Source organism: Flavobacterium erigeronis (assembly GCF_054075165.1).
In genome coordinates, this window is the sequence record NZ_JBSKGP010000004.1 from 392399 (window position 1) to 413826 (window position 21428).

Sequence of the window (21428 nt, forward strand, 5' to 3'; positions counted from 1 at the left end):
CTTTTTTAGTATTAGAATTTGACATTAAGTGCAAAACCATAGTTTCTTGTCAATGGCATAGAAGCTCTCTCCATACCTTGCGCATTACTGTTTGAGTAATTGGATTCTGGATCTATGTTTGGAACTTTGTCATAAATAGTCCATAAATTATGTGCTGAAAAGGCTAAGCTAACAGACTGAAATGGTGTTTTTTTCAAATATGCTTTTGGGAAATTATACGCAAAAGAAATGGCTCTCAACTTCACAAAATCGGCATCATAAACAAAGTTTGAGGTTACGTCGCTGTAACTTCTCCAGTAATCATAAGCAGAAACTGTTGTATTAACAGGAGCTCCATTTACATCTGTTCCGCTTACTGCAACTCCGTTTTCACGACCTGGAAGCGTAATTTCACTTAAGCCGTAACGCGTTCCTAACTGATTTGTCGCAGAGTAGATTTCTCCTCCAAATTTAGCATCCATAAAAACAGAAAGAGTGAAATTTTTATAAGAGAAATCATTTGAGAATCCCATAGAAAGCGGTGCAACACCTTGTCCTGCAATGATTAAATCTCCTCTCAAAAATTTACCATTTGTATCTAAAACAATGTTTCCGTTTGTATCTCTTAAATAATCGTATGCTTTAATAACTCCAAAAGGCTGTCCTTTTTCTAAAACTACATTAGCTCTTCCGTCTCTATTTCCTTCTAATGTTTTCGTTGTGATTTTATCAGAAAGATTCAGCACTTCACTATCATTATAAGCAAAATTATAACCTACGTTCCAAGTGAAACTTTCTGTTTTTACTGCTTTTACATTAATAGCAAACTCCACCCCTTTGTTTAGGATTTCCCCAACATTGATTTTCGTCGTTCTGTATCCAGAAGCTTGAGAAACATCGGCATCCGTAATATCATTCGTTGTTTTTTTGCTGTAGAAAGTTAAATCTGTGCTTACTCTATTGTTGAAAAATGTGTTTTCAAAACCAAATTCAATTGTACTTACGTTGTATGGTTTTAAAGTTCTGTTTGGAATAGTTTCTCCATTTACACCCAAAATTGGCTGTCCTAAAGAATCTGTTTGTCCGTCTGGAGTTATATACGTTAAAGATAAAGCATAAGCATCTGGCAATGCACCTCCTACGTTACCCCAACCCGCTCTAATTTTACCGTAAGAAATCCATTCTGGAAGACCAATCACTTCAGAATAAATAAAACTTGAACTTACAGAAGGATAAAAAGTACTATTGTTTGACGGATCTAAAGTAGAAAACCAATCTTCACGGCCTGTTAAGCTAAGAAATAAATAATCTTTGTATCCAATATCGGCAGAATAGAAAAGTGAGTTTACTTCGCTTTCTGAGAATAATTTTTCTGTTTTATCGGGCTGTGTATTTCCGTAGAAATATTTGAACGGAACAATAAAATTATTTCCTTTCATTTTAATACCGCTGTATCGGTTATGCTGACGGTTTGCACCAATAAAAGCATCTAGCGAAAGATCTTTAACAATATCTCCTTTGTAACCTAAGAAACCAGAAGCATTCCATTCTGAACGTGACTCCACTCTGTTTTCGATTGATCCTCCTGGGCTGTAGTTTATTCCAGTAGGTTCAATTTCAGTGTATTCATAATTAATATCATCAATACCAATAACAGCTTTAGCATAAATTTTTTCTGTAATGTTATAATTTACTTTTGCAGATCCGATAAAACGCTTTCTAAGGTCATCGTTTAAAGGAGATTTCGTAGCAAAATAAGGATTGGTATGGTATACGTTTGCTCCTAAATAATCTTCTTCGCCGCCGTTTGCATCATACGGATTGCTTAACCATCTAATATCTGTTCCCGGAGTCATAAAAGTGGTTGGGAAAGACGGGTTTCTTGGCGAATCGTTTAAGTATGGGCGGTTATGACTTTTCTCCGAAATATACTGCGCATTAGTTTCTACGCTGATTTTTTTATTTGGAGCCGAATTTAAACTTAAAGCCACGTTATTTCTTCCAAAAGTAGTTTCTGGCAAAATAGATTCATCTTTGGTATTTCCGAAAGATAATCTAAAGTTTGTAGTTTCATTTCCGCCAGAAATCGCTAAAGTATTACTGAAAGAATATCCAGTTCTATAGAAATTCTCCACATTATCTTTTCCGTAAGCCTGATAAGGTCTTGTAGAACCGTCAAGAGACAAAGAAGGCGTTCCGTCGTACTTATCTCCCCATGCAAAATAGTACGAATCTCTAAGTTCTTGTAAATTAGTAAATCTTGTTGGTACACCGCTCGCGTTTGGAGCTCCAGCGCCATACTGATCTTGCCATTTTAAAAGGCTTGCAGGCGTATTAAAAGTAGAATTTGTACTAAAATCTACTCCTATTCCTGTACCGCTTTTCCCTTTTTTGGTCGTAATTAAGATAACACCATTTGAACCTCTGTACCCGTAAAGCGCAGAAGCGGCACTACCTTTCAAAACCGACATCGAAGCAATATCATCTGGGTTGAAAGAAGACATTCCATCTCCTTTATCAGCACCTCCCCACATTCCTGCATTACCTTGCTGCGTATTGTCAATTGGAATTCCGTCTACCACATAAAGCGGCTGGTTCAATCCAGAAGCCGAAGTCGCTCCACGAATAACCACACGGCTAGAACCAGATGGTCCTGTAACTGGCGCCGAAACATTTACACCGGCAATTTTGCCCTGTAAAGCATTTCCTAAATTAATTTCTTTATTTTTTGTCAGATCTTCGCCTTTTAACTCTCCAACGGCGTAACCTAAACTTTTCTTTTGTTTTTTAACTCCAAATGAAGTTACCACAACATCTTTTAATTCTTGTGTAGATTCAACCAGCGCAACAGTAACTCTGGTGTCTTTTTCCTGAAGCACAACGGTTTGTGATTGAAACCCTATAGAAGATATATTTAGGGTAACTTTACCTTCTGGAACATTCATTTTAAAACGACCTTCAGCGTCTGTAACTGCACTAAATGGTTTTCCTTGAACTTCGATTGATGCAGCAACAACTCCCTTGTTCTCTACATCTGTAACTATGCCGGTTATTAATCGATTTTGCGCGGCAGCACTTAAACTGCTAAGCAATATCACGCCTAACACTGCTAATATTTGTCTCATAAGCTTTTTTGGTTATTGGTTTTGACTTCGTTTTGTGTTTGTTCTACTCTGTTTGTTTTTAAATAATTAATAAAAAATTGTACTCTGTCTCAATGTCTCAGCGCCCATTTTTACTAGGGTTGCTGTTTTTGTTTTTAACTAAAACGTTTTAGTGAAATGACTAAAAAAAAGTCTAAACTCACTTTTCATTTTATATTTTTTTAAATTGATTCTCTTATAATTAAATTGCCTTTTTCGAGAACTTTTTCAATTTTAAAATCGTCCAGGTTTGTCATTTGACTCATTAGCAATTGTATGGATTTGACCGCTATCTGTTCTATCGGTTGGGCAACTACAGATATTGTGGGCGTATGCAGTTTGAAGCTGTCGTGATCATCAAAACTGATAACCGAAATGTCGTCTGGAATTTTGTATTTCAAATCTCGAAAAGCTTGAAGTCCCGCAAGTCCAAGATAATTTGCCAGAAAAAGAACGGCATCTATCTCTTTATTTTCTGTAAAGAAATTTATGATGGCTTCAATTCTGCTTTGTTCACTCGCATGATAATCTAAATGAAGCGTATATTTTTCGTTATAAATTCCTTCTTCCTTTAAGGCTTCAACATATCCTTTTTCTCTCAATTTCATCTGAATCATTCCAGACTTATTATTCACAACTGCAATATTCTTTCTTCCTTTACTCATCAAAAATTTAGCAGCAGCGTAAGAACCTTCGTAATTGTCCATCACAACATGACTTACCTTTTGATTGGCAAAATATCGGTCGATTAGCACAACTGGTTTCTGCAATTTTAAAAGCTGACTGATTGTTTTTTCCAAATTTCGTGTTGGCGTAATAATAAAACCTTCCACATTTGCCTGCAAAAGACTTTGCACCAATTCTTCAGAACGGTCATTATCGTCGTTTGTACTGCAATAAAAAACTCTATAATTAATATTTTTTGCCTCGTCTTCGATCACTCTCGCCAAATCTGCAAAAAACTGATTGGATATATCTTCTACAATAAGTCCGATCGATCTTGTTTTTCCTGTTCGCAAACTGCTCGCGATCATACTTGGTTTGTATTGCAGTTTTTGTGCTACGTCCTGAACTTTTTTGATTACTGCCGGACTGATAGCCATTTTTTCACCCTTCCCGTTGATCACAAAAGACACAGTAGAAATAGAAACCTCAGCTTTTTTAGCAATATCTCTAATTGTAATCTTTTTCATCGGGTAATTATTTTATTGTTGCATATTTTAGTACATCACAAATATATGTAAGTACAACTTACAAAAACGTTTTAGTAAAATTTATTTTCAATAAAATGTTTTTTTATAGCTAAAAAATAACAAAATATTCAGTAATTGCTGGATTTATCCCCGTTATTGTCATTCTGACTTTTAATATAGATTTTATGATTTTGATATTGATTTTAACTGCATTTTGGACATTATTATTGCCATAAAAAACGAAAAAATAGTTTTTTTTCAGTTCTGAGAAGGACAAAAAATATAGAAATTCAGAAAGTTGAATAAGAAAACCAATACATCAAAAATCGTTTGACGCAAATTATATCATAATTACTAATTAAAGATTCCTTTAAACATTTATGGATTTTCTCCAAAACCGATTTATTCTCTAATGTTGAGTATTGCAAATATTTCTTGTTTAAGTGATGCTTCACGGGCAATTATGGAATTACCTCCTAATGTATTAATTTCGCTTTTTTTAAAGCCCGCTTCAAGGATTTCCAAAGTGTCTGTAACTTCTTGATCAAAATAAACTTCTAAAGACCCCTTAAATTTTTCAGAATAACGAATCTTGTAGAACCTACCAACATTTTCCGAAGAGCCAACCGAAGCACCTCCTTCTCCTTGATATCTTATTCCATCAATATTGTAAATTAAATAATCAATTTGCGCTCTATTGTATTTACGATGTAAAATACATTTCCCAACAGAAATTTTACCATTAAACTTAATGTCTTTTCTTATAAGTGCCCCCTCAAAAAGTAAGAATAGAAAAAATAAAAAAAATGAGATTATAGAAATTACAGAAATCACACCAGTTATTTTAATGCCAATTTTTTTCATAATAACCATTCCTTATTTAACATGAATTTTCTTTTACCCAAACCTACAAATTAATTTCACAAGGATTAGCAGAAAAGTAAATCATTCTAAGTGAAAAAATAATTCCTAAAATGCTAAAAATATTTATATCAAACGAATGAATAAAATCCAAAAAAAACCTCTTCCTAACAAAAAAAACAACATGCAGTAAGTAAGAAAAAAATCACTATTTTTAACTAACCTTCATTTTTGCATTATGACCGATAAATCACAACTTCTAAGTTCCATTTTCAGGCATCTTGACGGCTTGGTTACTGCACCTGTAGCAATTGCCCTAAAAAATAAATCTGTATTACCATTTATCTTAGACAAAAAGCAGACAACACTATCTGAACTTACGACAGCTTTTAATGCCAATGAAGGCTATCTCAATGTCGCTTTAAGAGTTTTGGCTTCTCAAGGTTTTTTAGATTATGAAGTTGACAATAAAACACAGATTATTTCAATTGCTGTAAATGAGAAAACCGAAACTGCTTTTTCGCTGTTTTATCTTTATGAAGATGTAGCTAAACTGCTTCAGTTATCGATACAATTTCATCCGCGTTTGTTTGAAGATACGCCTTTTGAAAAACTTAATGTAATTTTTGAAAAATATAAAAAAAGATACGGAATTGAGCCTTCCAACGATCCTCTAATCAATAGCATTCAGGAACAAATTTTAAAACATGTTGAAGGCTATTTAATTGGTCCGACTATCGTGCGTCTGGCCATGAACGGAATGTTTCATAAATATTTTATGGAAACTTCTTTCAGACCCGAAGAATTTCATAAATCACCAGAAAACTTTAAAAAGATTTTAGATTTTTTTGTGCATTTGGACTGGTTTCTAGAAAAAAATGGAAATTATCAGTTTACAGAAGCAGGTTTGTTTTTTGCCAAAAGAGCCAGTGCTTATGGCGTTACAGTTTCTTATCTGCCAACATTTGCTAAAATTGAAGAATTAATTTTCGGCAATCCGGATGCCTTACGAACTGCTGAAGGCGAAAATGAAATTCATGTGGATCGCGAAATGAATGTTTGGGGAAGCGGCGGCGCTCACGATACTTATTTTAAAGTCGTGGACGAAATTCTAATCAAACTTTTCAATCTTCCTATCGAAGAACAGCCAAAAGGAATCCTGGATATGGGATGCGGAAATGGCGCCTTTCTACAGCACATTTTCGAGGTAATCGACAGACAGACTTTACGAGGAAAAATGCTCGATGAATATCCGTTATTTATAGTCGGAGTAGATTACAATCAGACTGCTTTGAAAGTGACGAGAGCCAATCTTATAAATGCAGATATTTGGGCAAAAGTAATCTGGGGCGATATTGGCCGACCTGATTTACTTGCCAACGATCTGAAAGAAAATTATAATATTGACCTGAAAGATCTTCTCAATGTGAGGACTTTTTTAGACCATAACCGAATCTGGCAGGAGCCAAAAGATATTAATCCAAACAGAGTCAGCAACTCGACTGGAGCGTTTTCTTACAGAGGAAAGCGAATTAGCAACAATCTAGTCGAAGATAATCTTTTGGAGCATTTGCAAAAATGGTCTCCTTATGTGCATAAATTTGGTTTGCTGCTAATAGAATTGCATACCATAAATCCGAAATTGACTGCCGGCCATTTAGGCCGAACACCCGCAACAGCTTACGATGCAACTCACGGTTTTTCGGATCAGTATATTGTTGAAATCGACGTTTTTAATGCCATTGCGGCAGAGGCTGGTTTGTTTCCGGATAAAGCGATTTTTAAAAGATTTCCAGATGCTGATACGGCGACGGTGAGCATTAATTTATTGAAAGGGAAATAAATTATGGAAGATTTCTAAAGAATTACCAATCGTCCATAATTTATTTAAGATTTAGTTTCATGAAATTCACGGAAACAACTACATCATCGTATTAATACGGATACTTGCTTTTATAAGTGCCAAAGCAGATATTTTTGACACGTGAATATCTTTTGGCTGATGATGCGAATTCTGACTAACCAATTTCACAAATTCCTGACCTTGATCAGATTTCTGAACATATTTCACTGTAATGTATTCTTCCCAATCGTTCAGTTTTACGCTTAAAAGATACATTTCGCCAAAAAAGATATTTTCAAATTCTGTTTCCTTATACAGAATAATATCTCCCGATTTTAATAAAGGATACATACTATCTCCAGTAACGGAAATTGCACCATCACATTTTGGAAGATTAGGAATTTTTATCGTATCCAAAATTCTTTGCGGTTCTCCACTGCTAAACAATTCTCTTAAACCCGCAACCGCTTCTAGATCATATAAAGGTATTTCTTGAGCAGCATGCAGCGAATCGACTGTTTTTCTATCACTATTCATAATCATTACGCTAGTATTTTCTTCTTTAATCATCGGTCCGTTTCCTGTTAACAGCCACTCTGAATTTAGGTCTGGATAATGATGTAATATTTTACACGCTTTATCAGTTCCCATATTACTGCTATTGTCTAAAAACTTATTAGAAAAACCTAAATCATTACAAAACTTATACTTAGTAATCCCTTTATAATCAAGATATTCCCGTACTCTTTCCGTTGACCCCATAAAAAGATGTATTATTTTACGTTAAAAATTTGTTTTAATGTATTATTTTACATTATATTTGCAAAGTAAAGAAAAATAAAATTGAAAAACAAGGGGTTAAGCCAGAAAATATATTTGAAACATAAATAAGCAAAACCCAAAAACAAACACAATTAATTGATTTACAACAAACAAAATAACAAATACATGATACGTAAAAATTTTACCCTAAAAATTCAAAAATAATGTAAAATACTACGTATCTAAAATAATACTTAACGAGAATCAAAAAATAACATTAATCTATAATCCAAATCGAAATGGGAACAAATCAAATCAAAGAAAAAATTCGGGAAATGGAAAATTGGCTTATTGAAAATCCAAACAGCCCCGAAAGGAGTTTAATCGAATCTGACATTAAAAAATTAAAAAATCAATTAGAAAAAAATCATGAGTAACGCACAAATCGAAGAACGTATTGCAACATTATATCTGGCACTTCAATACTGTTCTGAAAAAAAGAAAACTTTTACCGCCGGAGAAAGAATCTGTATTAATCAGGAACGTTTTCAGTGGATGCATATTTTAGAAAACGAAGAAGCTGCTCCAAGACCTGTTTCATCTGCTATAGAAAACAAAATCATAGCCATATCGAAACTAGCTCTACAATATAACTTTAAACCTTATTATGCAGATCCACTTAAAGAAGAAATTGATACGACTTTATAAAAATTTAAAACCAAAAGACTATGAACACAATTATCAGCAACCAGACAATTGACCTATCTCAATTTTCAGCCAAACAATTAAAAGAAGCCTTAATTAGAGTTGAAAGCAAAAAAAATCAGGAAAGAGATACCTATAAAAAACTAGTCGCGGAGACCATTCCAAAAGCATTATTGAAATTAAAAAAGACCTCTGAAATGATTCAAAATGTAAAAACAGAAACGTTTCAGCTTTTCGAAACTATTCTAGATTTAAAAAATCAAGTTTACGGTTTTAAGGAAAAACAAATGTCTCATACCTTTTCTAATGAAAATGAAGAAATCACAATTGGATACCGAATTAACGAAGGCTGGGATGATACGGTAACGATCGGTATTGAAAAAGTACAAAATTACATAGCATCACTTTCTACAAATAAAGAAACGGCTTCATTGGTAAAAATTGTTTTCAATCTTTTAAAAAAGGATGCTAAAGGAAATCTGAAAGGATCGAGAGTTCTTGAACTACAGAAGCTTACCAAAGAATTCAACAATGAAGAGTTCACTGATGGCGTCGAAATCATTGCTTCATCATTTAGACCAATTCGTTCAAGCTGGTTTATTGAAGCAAGCACAATTAACGAAAATGGAACAAGAACTAATATTCCATTGTCTATGTCTTCTGTTGATTTTTTACAAGGATATGTTTTCAATTTTTTTAACCAACAAAACGAACATCCCAATGCAGCCTAATAATGACATTTACGCATCGGCACTTTTAGCGCTTTTATTAATTGCAACCAATCTAAAGCCTATTTTGATATTTAATGAATGGCTAAATTTTAAAATAAGCACTACGTACAAACAATATAGAAATGAACTCAAAAACAAAGTTAAAAACAGATCACAAAATTCTTTTTTAGGCAATTAAGTTCAACCAAATACCACAAATTACTGCACTTCATTATTTCATCACTTTAATCTTTTTATCATGCCAATCTCAAGTCAAAGAAGCCTCGGAATTCAAAAAAACAAATTACTTCGATATAAACTTATCAAGGATTTATATCAAAAACACAAAACGGAAGATATCCCAACTACAGTTGTTTGGCGTAAATATATTTATCCTGTTTATCCTATTTCAAGAACTACACTTTACGAAGTTCTGTGTACTCCGATTACAATCGAATTGAAAAAAATCGAAGAATTGAGCCAAAAAATGGCTTCATAATTACTTAATAAATTCAGCTAAAATTGCTTTTCTGTACAAGTCTGTAAAAACTTCGAACATTGGTGTTCAACCACCTTGCATTGACTTTTTTTAAGCATATAAAGCTCAGATCTTTGCTCTCTCAACTAGATTCAATTTTTAAAAATCTGAATCAAAAATCATCTAAATTGATTTAAAATCATAGTATTGAAATACGTTCTTTTGACATTTTAATCAAAGAAAAAGCCTGTAACAATTTATTTTACAGGCTTTTTCTTCTAATCAAAACTCGATTTTGATCTTAAAAACGTTTTATAAACGTACCGCTTCCTCTTAGCTTTATCTTATAAAAGCTTCTAATTTATATTCTAGCGTGAATCAAAAAAAGTCTCATTTTTTTCTGATTTCACTTTTTGAAACAATCTTCTCCATCTGTAAATTCAAGACAATCATTTACAAAAAAATAACATCCCAATACTATAAATCCATAAACTCATTTATGCAAAAAAAAATCGACCTATTTTAAATCCTAAATCAAAATGACTATTTCTCAAATTATCGAAAAAATACAGGAACTAGAATCTTGGCTAATTAAAAATCCTAATAGTGCTGAAAGAAGCCTAATTGAATACGATCTGAAAAAATTAAGAACTATTTTACAATTGCGTAAACATGAATAAACACCAAGAAAAATAGTCAACATAAATTGACATTAAGACTTCTCTACATAACCCAAAAACCTATAAATCGATGTTACCAAACCATGACATTTATGCTTCTCTTCTTTTAGGAGCTCTTTTAATTGCAACATATTTAAAACCGATATTGGATTTTCGCGAATGGATTAATTTCAAAATAAATTCAACTTTTAAGCAATACAAAAATGAGCTTAAAAAAAAGGACAATCACAAATTGTAAATTAAATTTCACATCCTTATTACTTATTAAAATTCATATCAAACAGAAATAGTTTGATATGAATTTTTCCCACTCAAAACCCGACTGTTTTTAAAACTGCAGCAAATAAAAAAGGTTCCTGTTTTCTTAACTTATTTTAAGAAAATCAGGAACCGAAAAGCGGGCGCTTTCTGCCCTAATCAAATAACTCAAAACCATTCTTTTTCCCAGGATGTTCCAAGTTTATAACTCAGGAACAAATTGTCGTGCGGACTCTGCTAACTTAAATCATTAAGTGTTATGCAAGAATAACTTCAGGACGAAGTTCCAGACGATTTTCGGCATTAGGAGAGAGGCCATTGATATATAAGGATCAAATGGTTTTGGTTATCTGTAATGCATTTATGTATTTATTTAAGCCTTGAATGGCTGTATTTCTTTCTAAAACAATTCTTTTTTAAATCATTTTATTCTTTCATTATGGCAATATCTACTAACAGAAGTCTAGGCATTCAAAAAAATAAACTCTTACGTTATAAGCTTATCAAAGAATTGTATCAAAAACACAAAACTGAAGATATTCCTACTACTGTAGTTTGGCGTAAATACATCTATCCGGTCTACCCTATTTCTCGTACCACTTTGTATGAGATTCTTTGTACTCCGATAACTTCTGAACTTAAAAAAATAGAAGAACTGCTCTCGAATCAGACCAAGAATTTATAAAACAGTAAAACCAAATTGACTACTGTTATTTTATCTGAATCGCTCTGCAAAGATGCGGTGTTTTTCTCAGTAAAAACAGCGACTGTTCGTTGACTGAACAACTCTGTAAAGGACCAGAATACAAGTGTTTAAGTGCCTTTCATTCGTTTTTTTTACTGCTTTTTTAAGGCAATCTTTGTACCCACAAAAGGAAACAGCTACAGCAATTACTACAGAAAATTAAGGCCAGATTTCTTCCACAAAACAATACTTAAAGCAGTTTCTCAAAAACAAATTTTAATCCTAACACATATTTTCAAAACATTAAATGGAACAGTTTCTATACCCCACTCTTACCGCTTTTTTTGCCGCATTTATTACCTGGTTTTTCTCAATGAGAAAATCATTAGCTCAAGATAGAGCTGCTGAACTTGATAACGCCGTGAGCGCTGTAAAATATTATCGTGACTTACTTGACGACCTTACCGCTCGACTTACCACGGCAACCGAAACCATCAAAAAAATGGAAATACAACACAAGGAGCTCATGCTCATAAATCAGCAATTGGTAGATGAGCTTCAAAAATTTAAACAACTAAACGGAAAACAACAATGACATTAGCCCAAAAAACATTAGAAATTTCGTACGCTCAAGTTGGTGTTGAAGAAATGCCTCGAAATAGCAACGCTGGCCCTGAAGTCGAAATTTATTTAAGAAGCGTCGGACTGCCAAAAGGATATCCTTGGTGCATGGCTTTTGTTTACTGGTGTACTCAAAAAGCCGCATTGCAATTGGGTGTCAAAAATCCTTTGAAGAAAACAGGAGGCGTTTTAGACCAATACAATTCTAGCAAACCTCTAGTAAAAAAAGATCCTCAGCCTGGTGATGTTTTTATCATCGATTTTAAAAATGGAACAGGTCATGCTGGAATTGTTGATAAAGTCGCAGGAAGTCTTATTTACACCATTGAAGGAAATACAAACGACATGGGAGGACGAGAAGGCTATAAAGTGGCCAGAAGAAAAAGAGAAATTAAGAGCATTAAAGGCTTTTTGAGGCTCTAAAACACACTTAATAAACAAATTATAATTTATGATAAATAATTTAAAACGTCTTGTTTTTTTGTTTTTTTCAGTCTTAGTTCTGGTTTCGTGCAAAAGTCCGAAGCCAGTTCTAAGCGAAGAAAAAACCAAAACGATCACAATCAAAGAAATGGTACATGATACTGTTTTTAAAATTCAGAAAGACAGCAGTTCTTTCAAAGCATTATTAGAATGCCAAAACGGAAAAGTAGTTGTTAAGAATGTTACTCAAGCCGAACCAGGGCGTACATTAAAAAGCCCAAAGGTTCGTCTTGATAACAATAAACTTAACGTTGACTGCGAACTTAAAGAGCAGGAACTCTACGCCCGCTGGAAATCGCAACAGGTAAAAGAAACCGAAGTAAAAACCATCAACACCACAAAATTTGTCAATTATTTGAATTTCTGGCAAAAGGTGCAAATCTGGCTGGGAAGGATTTTTCTGTTGGTACTGGTTTATTACTTCGTAAGATTCATTAGGAGATTCTATCATTTATTTTAACAAGTGTATAATGATATAAATTGGTTAGATTTTTGATTATTGTTATTAAATTAGCTTTGATAAGCTTCTATGCTAAACTAGAACGCGTTATAAAACAAAATTCGTCTCAAATCAACTTAACAATATCACACTACTATGAAACAGGTCTTTACATTCGTTTTCTCTTTCCTATCATTGTTTATCTATGCTCAGCAAAAAGAGACGCACCAAATAAAAATCTATCTTGAAGATGCTGAAACAGGAAAGAACATTGATGATGCAAAAGTAACTCTTGAAGGTTTCGAAATTCCTCCGATTACTGGTCTGTATGACAAAAAAGGTAAGTTTTATTATTTTGATAAAATACCTGCTGGGTATAATACAATCATGGCTTACCATAAAAAATATAATGAGAAGGGTTATCAAAATTTGGAAAGGTTACCGAAAGAATTGAATCTTAAATTATATTCTCCTTATAGATTGAAAATACCAGGCGATTCTACTAATTTTTATAAAGAAGACGATTTTCGTATTTACATTTTATTTAGTGATACTATAGTGAATGCATTAAAAACCTGTTCAGATTTTGATTCTAAGTCTTTATGTTTTGCTAAAGAATACATAGCTAAATTTCACAAAAGTCTTATAGTTAAAGATGAATTATACTTTGGTCCTATGGGATTAAGTACTATAATAGTAGAAAAAAAAGATAAAAAAAAATTTAAAAGATTTAATGATCCTTTAATTAAAGAGATAAATGCTGATAAAAATATTCTTGCAATATATGCTATACTTATGCTTACTAAAGATGAAAAAAAAACTTATTTTGATTTAGATGGTATGCCATTGTATATTCCCAACTACATTAAATATTCTCAATGTGATATTCAAAATTTTCCATCATATATATATAGCGATTTTAAAGAAAAATTAAAAAATGGCTTGATAAAAAACAATATTTACAGACGTAATAAAAAAGAAATGGAAAATTTATCCAATTCTGAGCAGATAAGAATTAATAAGGGAGAATTATTAAATAATTTCAAAAATAGTGATACAATGTTTGTCAATTGCAAAAAAACACGTGGAATTACAAGCATGCCTAATGATCAAAATTATCTAAAGCAATATATAGCTACTTCTGACATCTTGCGTAATGAGTTAATTAGTATCACTTATAAAAACCATGAATTTTGCTATCAAATTAATTATGACAATGAGGATAACCATAACTATAAAAAAGAAGATTTTTTAATCGAGTCAAAAAAAACAAATAAGGGAATAGAAATTTATAAACTTAAAAACAATATAGCCTCCCCATCAGGCACAATGGACTTAATAGAGTATTATAATTTATTAGGAATTAAAATATATCAAAAAATTGAAAAAAATATTACTAAATGATTACAGTAAATAACAAATTTTTTAATCAACAATGGGGATTAAAATTAATAAACGTTGAAAAAGCCTGGGATTTATTAAATAATTCTCAATCAATAAATGGTAGTTCAAATGAAAAGTCTTTTGGTAGCCCTACTATAAATGTTGCAATTGTCGATCAAGGAGTTGAAACAAAAAACAACCTATCTGTCCATAAAAGTTTTAGTGGGCAAACAACTGTAGGTAATCCTAAATTTTTAAAAAATATAGCTTTTGAATATCCACAGCAACCATTCTTTGATATTAAAGATTTCTTAGGAGGTTCCCATGGAATGGAAGTTAGTGGCATCGCAATGGCAAAAGCACAAATAAACAATTTATCAGCATATAATGGAGAAGGAATTATAGGAGTTGCTCCAAATTGCTCTTTCTATTCTATTAGCACTAATAATATACCTAGAATCAGGTTATTTTCAATGTTCGCATTAGCTGGTTTAGAATACACATCTCCTAAATTGAATGTCCTAAATGATGCTTATAATATCACTACAGACAAAATAACTGTATATAATTTATTTAAAGATAGAGGAACAACAAATGCTGGTTCTAATTTAAATTTTTTCTTAAACGATTCGTATGCTGATATTTTTAGTTTAAGTATTCAAGCACTAAATGCTCCGGGCCTAATTAATGAAAATTATTCAAAAATAATTTTTAATGAAATTAGTTTTTTTGGTAGAAAAGGTAGAGGCGCTTTATCAGTAATTGGTTCAGGTAATAATGGTCTGGACATTGAACCAAGACCAAATGAATTTTTAAATGAATTTGCTTATAGCAACAAACCCATAATTGTTGGGGCAGTATCGGTTGATAATGGATATAATTGGCTGACAAATAGTCCGCCTGCAAATTCAAAAAAATCAAATTACAGCAATTTTGGAGCAAGAGTAGACATTTGTGCGCCAGGAGGAGGAGAAGGTGATGACCCAGCATTCACACCTCCATTAGGTCTCCAAAATAAAAACAAAATTTTCTCTACTACTGTAAAAGGAGCTGGTAATATTTGTTCAAATAGTCCTTTAAAACTTTCCTTAAAGACAAAAGTTAGTACAACTGAATTCTCCCCACCAAATGCTGATTATTTTGCTTCAGTTGAATTGGAATTTAATAACACGAATGGAGTATATGCCGGACAAGCAATAATTATAGGAGAATTCAGTAGTTTAAATAACTATGAAATATATTATGTAGATGCAGTAATTCCAGGCAATAAGATTTCAATAAAAGAAATGAAGAAAACAGCTTATACAAACTTGATAGATTCAAGTGGCACAGTTAATAGAAGCATTTTAGAATTTTCCCCAATGTTTACCAAAATTGTATCTATATCCACAAATAGAACATTCAAAGTTGAATATAGCAAGGGAGCTTTTGCGTCTACAACAGATAAAATTTACATAGGCACTTTAGGTGATAGTTCAATTGGAATTTCAGGAAATATTAGTAGAGTAGATTCAATAAATGATGAAATAACCCTTGTATCTGGCACTACTGTTAATGTTGGGGACTATGTTGTTTTTCCTCGAAAAAGTTCTGTAATTATCTCTGGCAATAGAAATAACAGTGACAAAATTATGGTGCAAAATATTGAAGGTTTCTTTCCTGGAGGGTTTATAGATATAGACGAATCAGATGCGTATTCAAATATTCTAACTATTGATATACCCAATAAAATTATTACTTTAAAAGAACCTTTGTCATTTACAAGACAAACTCCGGGGACAAAATATGTGAAAAATATGGCTACCGGTGATATAACAGATCAATTTATTGGTACATCTGCCGCTACTCCATTTGTTTCTGGAGTCGCTGCACTAGTACTGTCTGCAAATCCAGATTTAAGCGCCGCAGAAGTAAAACATATTCTTAAAGAAACGGCATCATCTACCCTAACAATTTCAAATTTAAGCACTCCTCACAGTATACCAGCTTATTCGTTAAACAGTGACGGATATATGCATAATACTCATTACGGAACTGGATTAGTTGATGCTGGTGCCGCTGTTGACCTAGCATTAAAATGGCATACATCTGCAACTTTACAGAAGCCAAAAATGGAAATTGCTGATAAGTTAAATGCTAACGTAATAGAACAAGTTACTCCAAACAACCCTGTAATTAGTCCAGATATATGGGTAAAATCAATAAGTGATCCGAATCTTATGTTACCACCATCCGGAACACAGCTTTTTAACACTATCACTACAACAGATAATCAAGTAATTTGTGTTAGAGTCAGAAACACAGGAAACAGAAAGAGTTTTAAAGAATGTGATTTAAGAGTATTGGTAGCATTTACCGATGAAGACAATCCCGCTTTTCCATTTCCTGAACAATGGTATGATTACAATCCTAATCAAGATGCCACACCACCCAACAGCAAACCTTGTGTTAAGTTATTGGCCGTTAAAGAAATTCCAATAATTGCTCCAAATTCAGAAATTATCATTCAAATACCATGGAATGATATAGCTGCTTTTTGGGAAGATAACAATCCTCTACCAACAGCAGGTGGGGTTTTGGTTCCAAGCGGAAAAAGAAAAAGAGCTTATATTTTAGCTCACATTGCTCCATTTGATGGCATATTTGATATGGATAATTCAGACCCTACAAATCCTATTAATCTTTCACTGGCTAATATTAGACACAACAAGCAATTATCTTGTAAAGAAATCATAGTTACTCATAACGGTGTTAATAACAGAACTGCCTATATTCCTGGAAATAAATTAAATATCACAGTAGGAACTAATGATATAGAAAAAACTTTTGATTTAAACTTAGAAAATGTTTTGGCTTCAGAATTTGATGTATTAAAAATTAAAGCCTCCAAAAAAAATAGAGGTAATCAAAAAATTGAAGAAGTTATATATCAAAAAACAGGGACAAGTTGGGCACTGGAAAGTGGAAATTCCGATTGGATTGCTTTTGAAGCGCCAAAAGAATCAATTTCTGTCCATAATGGCTATAAAAATGTGATCTTCTCACATAAGTTAACAATAAACGAAGAGGAAGAAGAAATTAAATTAGAAATCATAAATTCCTAACCATGTCAACAAATTATAATTTCACTTATACACTAACTAGTGAAGCATCTCAAAATGAAGTTCTCAATAATATTGCTGCGGGGAACGCTAAAAAAGAATATTCTCCAGCTTCTTATTTTTTTGTAGATGAATCAAAACTAACAGCTCCCATTACTACTAATTACGCCACAGATGCCTTTGGTCCAGTAAGCACTCGTTTAGCTACAGATTACAGAACAACATCAAAAGTCAGAGCAACAGCTACAGATCCTGTAAAAGTATTTGCAATTTGTAAGGGTCAAGTGCTAATTCAACCACAAACTGAAGACAGCACAAAAGTAAATTTAATTTTAAAGCCTGAAGATTCTTATGCTCCGCTAAAAATCAAGTACTTTATTTACAGAGGAATTAATAAAGCAGATTTAATTGGTAATAACACCCTTAAATCAGTAGCTGATGATGCTAATCAACCTATTTTTTTAAAGAGGTTATGGAAGCAATATATCGCATTTAATACCTCTTTGAAAGATCCAAGTACTGGAGAGAATTTCCCTGCCCCTACTGAATTTCCTTCTGTTTTGATTGGTTACGACGAAAATCAGCCAGACACAACACTTATTGAAAATTATTTTACAAAGAAGGAAATCAATATTTCTTATCAGATTCCATCATGTGAGGCTGGAGAACATTTAGGAAACTTTACTGGAGAAATTGGACTAGATATTGTCTTAGATCACGGTGATTATCAATTACAAAATCAAGAAGAATTATTTAAATTTGATTTGAAGTTTGCCCGCGCAAAAGAACATGTTTTTGACACAGGAAATATTCCGTCTGTTACCGATACGAAAAGGAAAAGATACAGAGAATACATTCATCAGTTTATGGATGCCGCTGCTTTTTGGGGATCACACATACAATGTGGAAGCATCAAAACAATTAATAGCGAAACACCTCTAAAATCTAATAATGATATTTTTACCAAAATTATTAATAAATATCAAACCAAAAATAAGATATACATCTATATCCAAGGTGAAAATAATCGAAGTTATAATTATTACGATACTACCCGCAAAGTCTATGGATTCTCTACGGAGGGAGAATTACATAATACTTCGGGATGGCCAATTATTATAAAAGAATTAACAGTCACTGATACTGTCCCTTCCACTGAGTTAATCTCTTTTAAGTTAGATTATAATATAGATGTTCGAATTCCAAAAACCGAAAGACATGTAGCATTAGATGTTATTTCTCCTAATAAAAACACTTCAAAATATCCTTCACTTGACAGGCCAATTCAACCTGAAACAATTCCTGGATTTATTGTTGGTAAAACTGCTCCTATTTCAGTTATTTTTCAAGTTAATGAAACGAAATCATGTGCTAACTTTTTGATTATATATGGAAACTTAAAACAGGAATTTCCTTTAAAAAAATATTATAACGATTTATTCCCTGTAAATTTCAGCACTAATTTTTCATTACCTATCGCTGAAACAGAAAACTTGAGTTCTTGGGCAACTTACGACAAAAACAGGATGGTTAATCTTGATTATGTTATAAATGCTGGAGCATCAATCCAGAATAAATTGGTTTTTGACAATGGAAAAGGGCCTGTAATTCTTGGTATTTCATCAAGAAAGGCTCGTCGACTATATATGGCCATCATAAAACGTAACAGCGAGCATAATGATCGTCTAAAGATTAAGTATGATCCTTTAAATATTAATACTGTAACATCTGGAATCTACAAATACGTTCCAAAGCCTAAACCTGAACCTGAATTTGGATCTGAACCGGAGCAATACGTTCAAAATATTTATAACAATATTGATTTTTTGGTTTCTAAAAGAAAATTTGCTACTGGAAATGATATAAACTCTTTATCATTAAGTAACAAAAGTATTTTTTCTAAAAAGTATAGCTATTTTCATTTGGGTATAACAGAAGAAGAGTACAACAAACTAGTTTACGGTCAAAATAATATTCCGACAGAGATTACCGCAACAGCAATGCCTCAATTTTTACCCAATGACGCTGATAATGTTTTTTTTCATCTTAAAGAAGATTTAACTTTCGATAATTCAAATGCTAAAAAGTTTAAAGTCGGTCTTCGTTTTGAAAACAATGAAGGAAACATATCAACTTTGTTTCCAGAAACTGCAAATGAAGTTTTTGTTTATACAGTTGATAATTTTTATTTTTTCTCGAAAGAATATTCTGATTATCAAGAATACTCCACTACAGATTACGTAAGGAATAATGAAGAACAAATTGGTTTAACAATTAAAAGTGAAGGTAAAACCTATGAAGACTGGTTCATTGAAAAAGATAGTGGAATGAAAAACAAAGTAGATGCGTTTATCAATGCATTTAATAAAATAAAGAAAACTTCTAATTTTTACAATAGTGCAAAAACATTAGTAGAGAGTAGTGCTTTGGCTATCTGGAATCAAGCTGTGACAACTTTACAAACAAATACTAATACAACACCAGATGACAGACCCTTATATTGGGCAAGAATAAAAATGCAAGTAGCTCTGAAAAGCCATCCTTACTTTAATGGAGGAAATAATGCAGACGAGCTAGAAAATCTTATCCTACTATTCGAAGAAAGAAGCAGAAATTATAATGGCATTAATTTTCCTAATGATAAGACAAAAATATTAATTACAGGATTTGATCCTTTTCAATTAAATGATAATATTCAACAATGGAATCCAAGTGGACTTGCTATTTTGTCTTTACATGGTAAATCAATAGGAAATGCAATTATTCAAACCATGATTTTTCCAGTTAGATATGATGATTTTGACAAAGGTTATGTAGAAAAATATATCTATCCTCACATTTCAAAAGTAAATATGATCATAACTGTAAGTCAGGGAAGGAGACGATTTGATATCGAAAGATTTGCTTCCAAATATAGAAGTAAAGTACTCACAGATAACTTGGACGTTCAAAATGCTACGCATGTATTTTATCTCCCAAATATGAATGAAATAAAAAAGGCAGATTTGAGTGATATTCCTGAATTTTTAGAAACGACTTTGCCATTGAGTCAAATGATACCAGGTTCTCTTACCAATAAACGTGTCGTATATAATCAAAGGTATGTAAGTGACCAATCAGAACAAGGATATACACCAGAAGATTCAGGTATTGAAAAATTAAACGCTCCTTCCCCAGGAGAAATAGCTGAAGAAGGTTCTGGTGGTACATATCTTTCAAATGAAATATTTTTTAGAGTCTCTGTATTAAGAAATCACTTAAATTTGAACGATAGTTTAAAATCTGGGCATTTGCATGTTCCAGTTTTAACTGTAAACGACTATGATTCGGCGAGTAGCTTTATATCAGAAACAACTAAAATATTACAAGATGCAATTTTGGGATTATAAAAAATATTATTTTTTGTTGAGCTTCTTAATATTAGTAATTAATAATACAACTGCTCAGCCACTCGGCGGACAAACGAATTTATTTATCAATATAAATACCGAAAAATATGATATCGATTCCTATTCCTATACTGAAGATTCACATGATACCAGTGAGTTCTCAAAATTAAAAATCATAACACATGATCAAAATGCAAATATTGCAATAATAAAATCTATTGACAACTTGATTGAAAATAATCTTTTAATCATAGTGACCAATAAAAAACTAAAAAGTGAAAAGATGATAATTTTCATGGGGGGAAGCTTGAAACCGTATATATATTATGTCCTAGACATTGAGTTTTCTCCTAATATTTTTTCTCTTCAAATTAATCGCGCTGAAGATTTAAAAGTTCATAAAAACCTTATGGGTATGGACCTGACTCCTAAATTAAAAAGAATAATTGATTAAAATTAATATTTCATTTCAGATAATACTTATTTTAAACCTAAAACTATAGAGAGTCGTTCCAAATCTTAAAAATCTTATTCGAAACTTAAGTAATCAACCTAAACGCTAGGAAGTCGGTAAGATGTTCTATCCAATACAACTGTCATCATCTCAACGATCACAACCTTTAATTCGAAAAACTTATACTAAAACTTTATATTCTTTTATTTAAAATCACTTTACTCAATAAAGAATACTCTTTTCGTAAGTTTTCCTTCAAAT

General features: G+C 32.3%; 17 protein-coding genes. 13 read left to right on the forward strand and 4 right to left on the reverse strand.

What is annotated here, in order from left to right; all coding sequences use genetic code 11:
* Nucleotides 1–11 precede the first annotated feature (11 nt).
* The 3 genes from ACWA1F_RS10585 to ACWA1F_RS10595 all read right to left on the reverse strand — a co-directional run bounded on the left by ACWA1F_RS10585 (nucleotide 12) and on the right by ACWA1F_RS10595 (nucleotide 5179).
* A complete protein-coding gene (locus ACWA1F_RS10585; protein ID WP_456893717.1) occupies nucleotides 12–3104 on the reverse strand; it encodes a SusC/RagA family TonB-linked outer membrane protein in 3093 nt (1030 codons plus the stop codon).
* A gap of 200 nt (nucleotides 3105–3304) precedes the next feature.
* A complete protein-coding gene (locus ACWA1F_RS10590; protein WP_456893718.1) occupies nucleotides 3305–4315 on the reverse strand; it encodes a LacI family DNA-binding transcriptional regulator in 1011 nt (336 codons plus the stop codon).
* A gap of 402 nt (nucleotides 4316–4717) precedes the next feature.
* The gene (locus ACWA1F_RS10595) at nucleotides 4718–5179 is read right to left on the reverse strand and encodes a hypothetical protein (RefSeq protein WP_456893719.1); all 462 of its coding nucleotides are present in this window, start codon (nucleotides 5177–5179) and stop codon (nucleotides 4718–4720) included.
* A gap of 235 nt (nucleotides 5180–5414) precedes the next feature.
* Between ACWA1F_RS10595 and ACWA1F_RS10600 the strand changes: the two genes are divergently transcribed.
* Nucleotides 5415–7019: a class I SAM-dependent methyltransferase gene (locus ACWA1F_RS10600; RefSeq protein ID WP_456893720.1), complete on the forward strand. Its 1605-nt coding sequence runs from the start codon at nucleotides 5415–5417 to the stop codon at nucleotides 7017–7019.
* 78 nt (nucleotides 7020–7097) lie between these two features.
* Here the strand turns inward: ACWA1F_RS10600 and ACWA1F_RS10605 are convergent, their stop codons facing one another.
* The gene (locus ACWA1F_RS10605; protein ID WP_456893721.1) at nucleotides 7098–7781 is read right to left on the reverse strand and encodes a S24 family peptidase; all 684 of its coding nucleotides are present in this window, start codon (nucleotides 7779–7781) and stop codon (nucleotides 7098–7100) included.
* A 299-nt stretch (nucleotides 7782–8080) separates the two neighbouring features.
* Between ACWA1F_RS10605 and ACWA1F_RS10610 the strand changes: the two genes are divergently transcribed.
* From ACWA1F_RS10610 to ACWA1F_RS10665, 12 genes are all read left to right on the forward strand, one after another.
* Entirely contained in the window at nucleotides 8081–8218 is a 138-nt protein-coding gene (locus tag ACWA1F_RS10610) for a hypothetical protein (RefSeq protein WP_456893722.1), read from the forward strand.
* Nucleotides 8211–8489 (forward strand): hypothetical protein, encoded by a 279-nt coding sequence (locus ACWA1F_RS10615; RefSeq protein ID WP_456893723.1) that lies wholly within the window; start codon nucleotides 8211–8213, stop codon nucleotides 8487–8489. Before ACWA1F_RS10610 ends, ACWA1F_RS10615 begins: the two co-directional genes overlap by 8 nt.
* Nucleotides 8490–8509: 20 nt before the next feature.
* Entirely contained in the window at nucleotides 8510–9217 is a 708-nt protein-coding gene (locus ACWA1F_RS10620) for a DUF3164 family protein (protein ID WP_456893724.1), read from the forward strand.
* 238 nt (nucleotides 9218–9455) lie between these two features.
* Entirely contained in the window at nucleotides 9456–9695 is a 240-nt protein-coding gene (locus ACWA1F_RS10625; protein ID WP_456893725.1) for a hypothetical protein, read from the forward strand.
* 1356 nt (nucleotides 9696–11051) lie between these two features.
* Nucleotides 11052–11297 (forward strand): hypothetical protein, encoded by a 246-nt coding sequence (locus ACWA1F_RS10630; protein ID WP_456893726.1) that lies wholly within the window; start codon nucleotides 11052–11054, stop codon nucleotides 11295–11297.
* Nucleotides 11298–11604: 307 nt separating this feature from the next.
* On the forward strand, nucleotides 11605–11892 hold the full coding sequence (locus ACWA1F_RS10635; RefSeq protein WP_456893727.1) for a cell wall anchor protein: 288 nt from the start codon (nucleotides 11605–11607) through the stop codon (nucleotides 11890–11892).
* Nucleotides 11889–12341: a CHAP domain-containing protein gene (locus tag ACWA1F_RS10640; protein ID WP_456893728.1), complete on the forward strand. Its 453-nt coding sequence runs from the start codon at nucleotides 11889–11891 to the stop codon at nucleotides 12339–12341. The genes ACWA1F_RS10635 and ACWA1F_RS10640 overlap by 4 nt, the downstream gene beginning before the upstream one ends.
* Before the next feature lie 28 nt (nucleotides 12342–12369).
* Nucleotides 12370–12861 (forward strand): hypothetical protein, encoded by a 492-nt coding sequence (locus tag ACWA1F_RS10645; RefSeq protein WP_456893729.1) that lies wholly within the window; start codon nucleotides 12370–12372, stop codon nucleotides 12859–12861.
* A 135-nt stretch (nucleotides 12862–12996) separates the two neighbouring features.
* Nucleotides 12997–14244: a hypothetical protein gene (locus ACWA1F_RS10650; protein ID WP_456893730.1), complete on the forward strand. Its 1248-nt coding sequence runs from the start codon at nucleotides 12997–12999 to the stop codon at nucleotides 14242–14244.
* Nucleotides 14241–17327, forward strand: a complete 3087-nt coding sequence (locus ACWA1F_RS10655) for a S8 family serine peptidase (protein WP_456893731.1) — start codon at nucleotides 14241–14243, stop codon at nucleotides 17325–17327. Before ACWA1F_RS10650 ends, ACWA1F_RS10655 begins: the two co-directional genes overlap by 4 nt.
* Before the next feature lie 2 nt (nucleotides 17328–17329).
* The gene (locus ACWA1F_RS10660; RefSeq protein ID WP_456893732.1) at nucleotides 17330–20713 is read left to right on the forward strand and encodes a pyroglutamyl-peptidase I family protein; all 3384 of its coding nucleotides are present in this window, start codon (nucleotides 17330–17332) and stop codon (nucleotides 20711–20713) included.
* Nucleotides 20694–21167 (forward strand): hypothetical protein, encoded by a 474-nt coding sequence (locus tag ACWA1F_RS10665; RefSeq protein ID WP_456893733.1) that lies wholly within the window; start codon nucleotides 20694–20696, stop codon nucleotides 21165–21167. Before ACWA1F_RS10660 ends, ACWA1F_RS10665 begins: the two co-directional genes overlap by 20 nt.
* The last annotated feature ends 261 nt before the right edge of the window (nucleotides 21168–21428 follow it).

Coding starts and splice junctions, on each gene's coding strand:
- ACWA1F_RS10590 (WP_456893718.1), bottom strand. CDS start 4,315: ATGAAAAAGATTACAATTAGAGATATTGCTAAAAAAGCTGAGGTTTCT.
- ACWA1F_RS10650 (WP_456893730.1), top strand. CDS start 12,997: ATGAAACAGGTCTTTACATTCGTTTTCTCTTTCCTATCATTGTTTATC.
- ACWA1F_RS10645 (WP_456893729.1), top strand. CDS start 12,370: ATGATAAATAATTTAAAACGTCTTGTTTTTTTGTTTTTTTCAGTCTTA.
- ACWA1F_RS10655 (WP_456893731.1), top strand. CDS start 14,241: ATGATTACAGTAAATAACAAATTTTTTAATCAACAATGGGGATTAAAA.
- ACWA1F_RS10595 (WP_456893719.1), bottom strand. CDS start 5,179: ATGAAAAAAATTGGCATTAAAATAACTGGTGTGATTTCTGTAATTTCT.
- ACWA1F_RS10635 (WP_456893727.1), top strand. CDS start 11,605: ATGGAACAGTTTCTATACCCCACTCTTACCGCTTTTTTTGCCGCATTT.
- ACWA1F_RS10600 (WP_456893720.1), top strand. CDS start 5,415: ATGACCGATAAATCACAACTTCTAAGTTCCATTTTCAGGCATCTTGAC.
- ACWA1F_RS10630 (WP_456893726.1), top strand. CDS start 11,052: ATGGCAATATCTACTAACAGAAGTCTAGGCATTCAAAAAAATAAACTC.
- ACWA1F_RS10640 (WP_456893728.1), top strand. CDS start 11,889: ATGACATTAGCCCAAAAAACATTAGAAATTTCGTACGCTCAAGTTGGT.
- ACWA1F_RS10615 (WP_456893723.1), top strand. CDS start 8,211: ATGAGTAACGCACAAATCGAAGAACGTATTGCAACATTATATCTGGCA.
- ACWA1F_RS10625 (WP_456893725.1), top strand. CDS start 9,456: ATGCCAATCTCAAGTCAAAGAAGCCTCGGAATTCAAAAAAACAAATTA.
- ACWA1F_RS10620 (WP_456893724.1), top strand. CDS start 8,510: ATGAACACAATTATCAGCAACCAGACAATTGACCTATCTCAATTTTCA.
- ACWA1F_RS10585 (WP_456893717.1), bottom strand. CDS start 3,104: ATGAGACAAATATTAGCAGTGTTAGGCGTGATATTGCTTAGCAGTTTA.
- ACWA1F_RS10610 (WP_456893722.1), top strand. CDS start 8,081: ATGGGAACAAATCAAATCAAAGAAAAAATTCGGGAAATGGAAAATTGG.
- ACWA1F_RS10665 (WP_456893733.1), top strand. CDS start 20,694: ATGCAATTTTGGGATTATAAAAAATATTATTTTTTGTTGAGCTTCTTA.
- ACWA1F_RS10660 (WP_456893732.1), top strand. CDS start 17,330: ATGTCAACAAATTATAATTTCACTTATACACTAACTAGTGAAGCATCT.
- ACWA1F_RS10605 (WP_456893721.1), bottom strand. CDS start 7,781: ATGGGGTCAACGGAAAGAGTACGGGAATATCTTGATTATAAAGGGATT.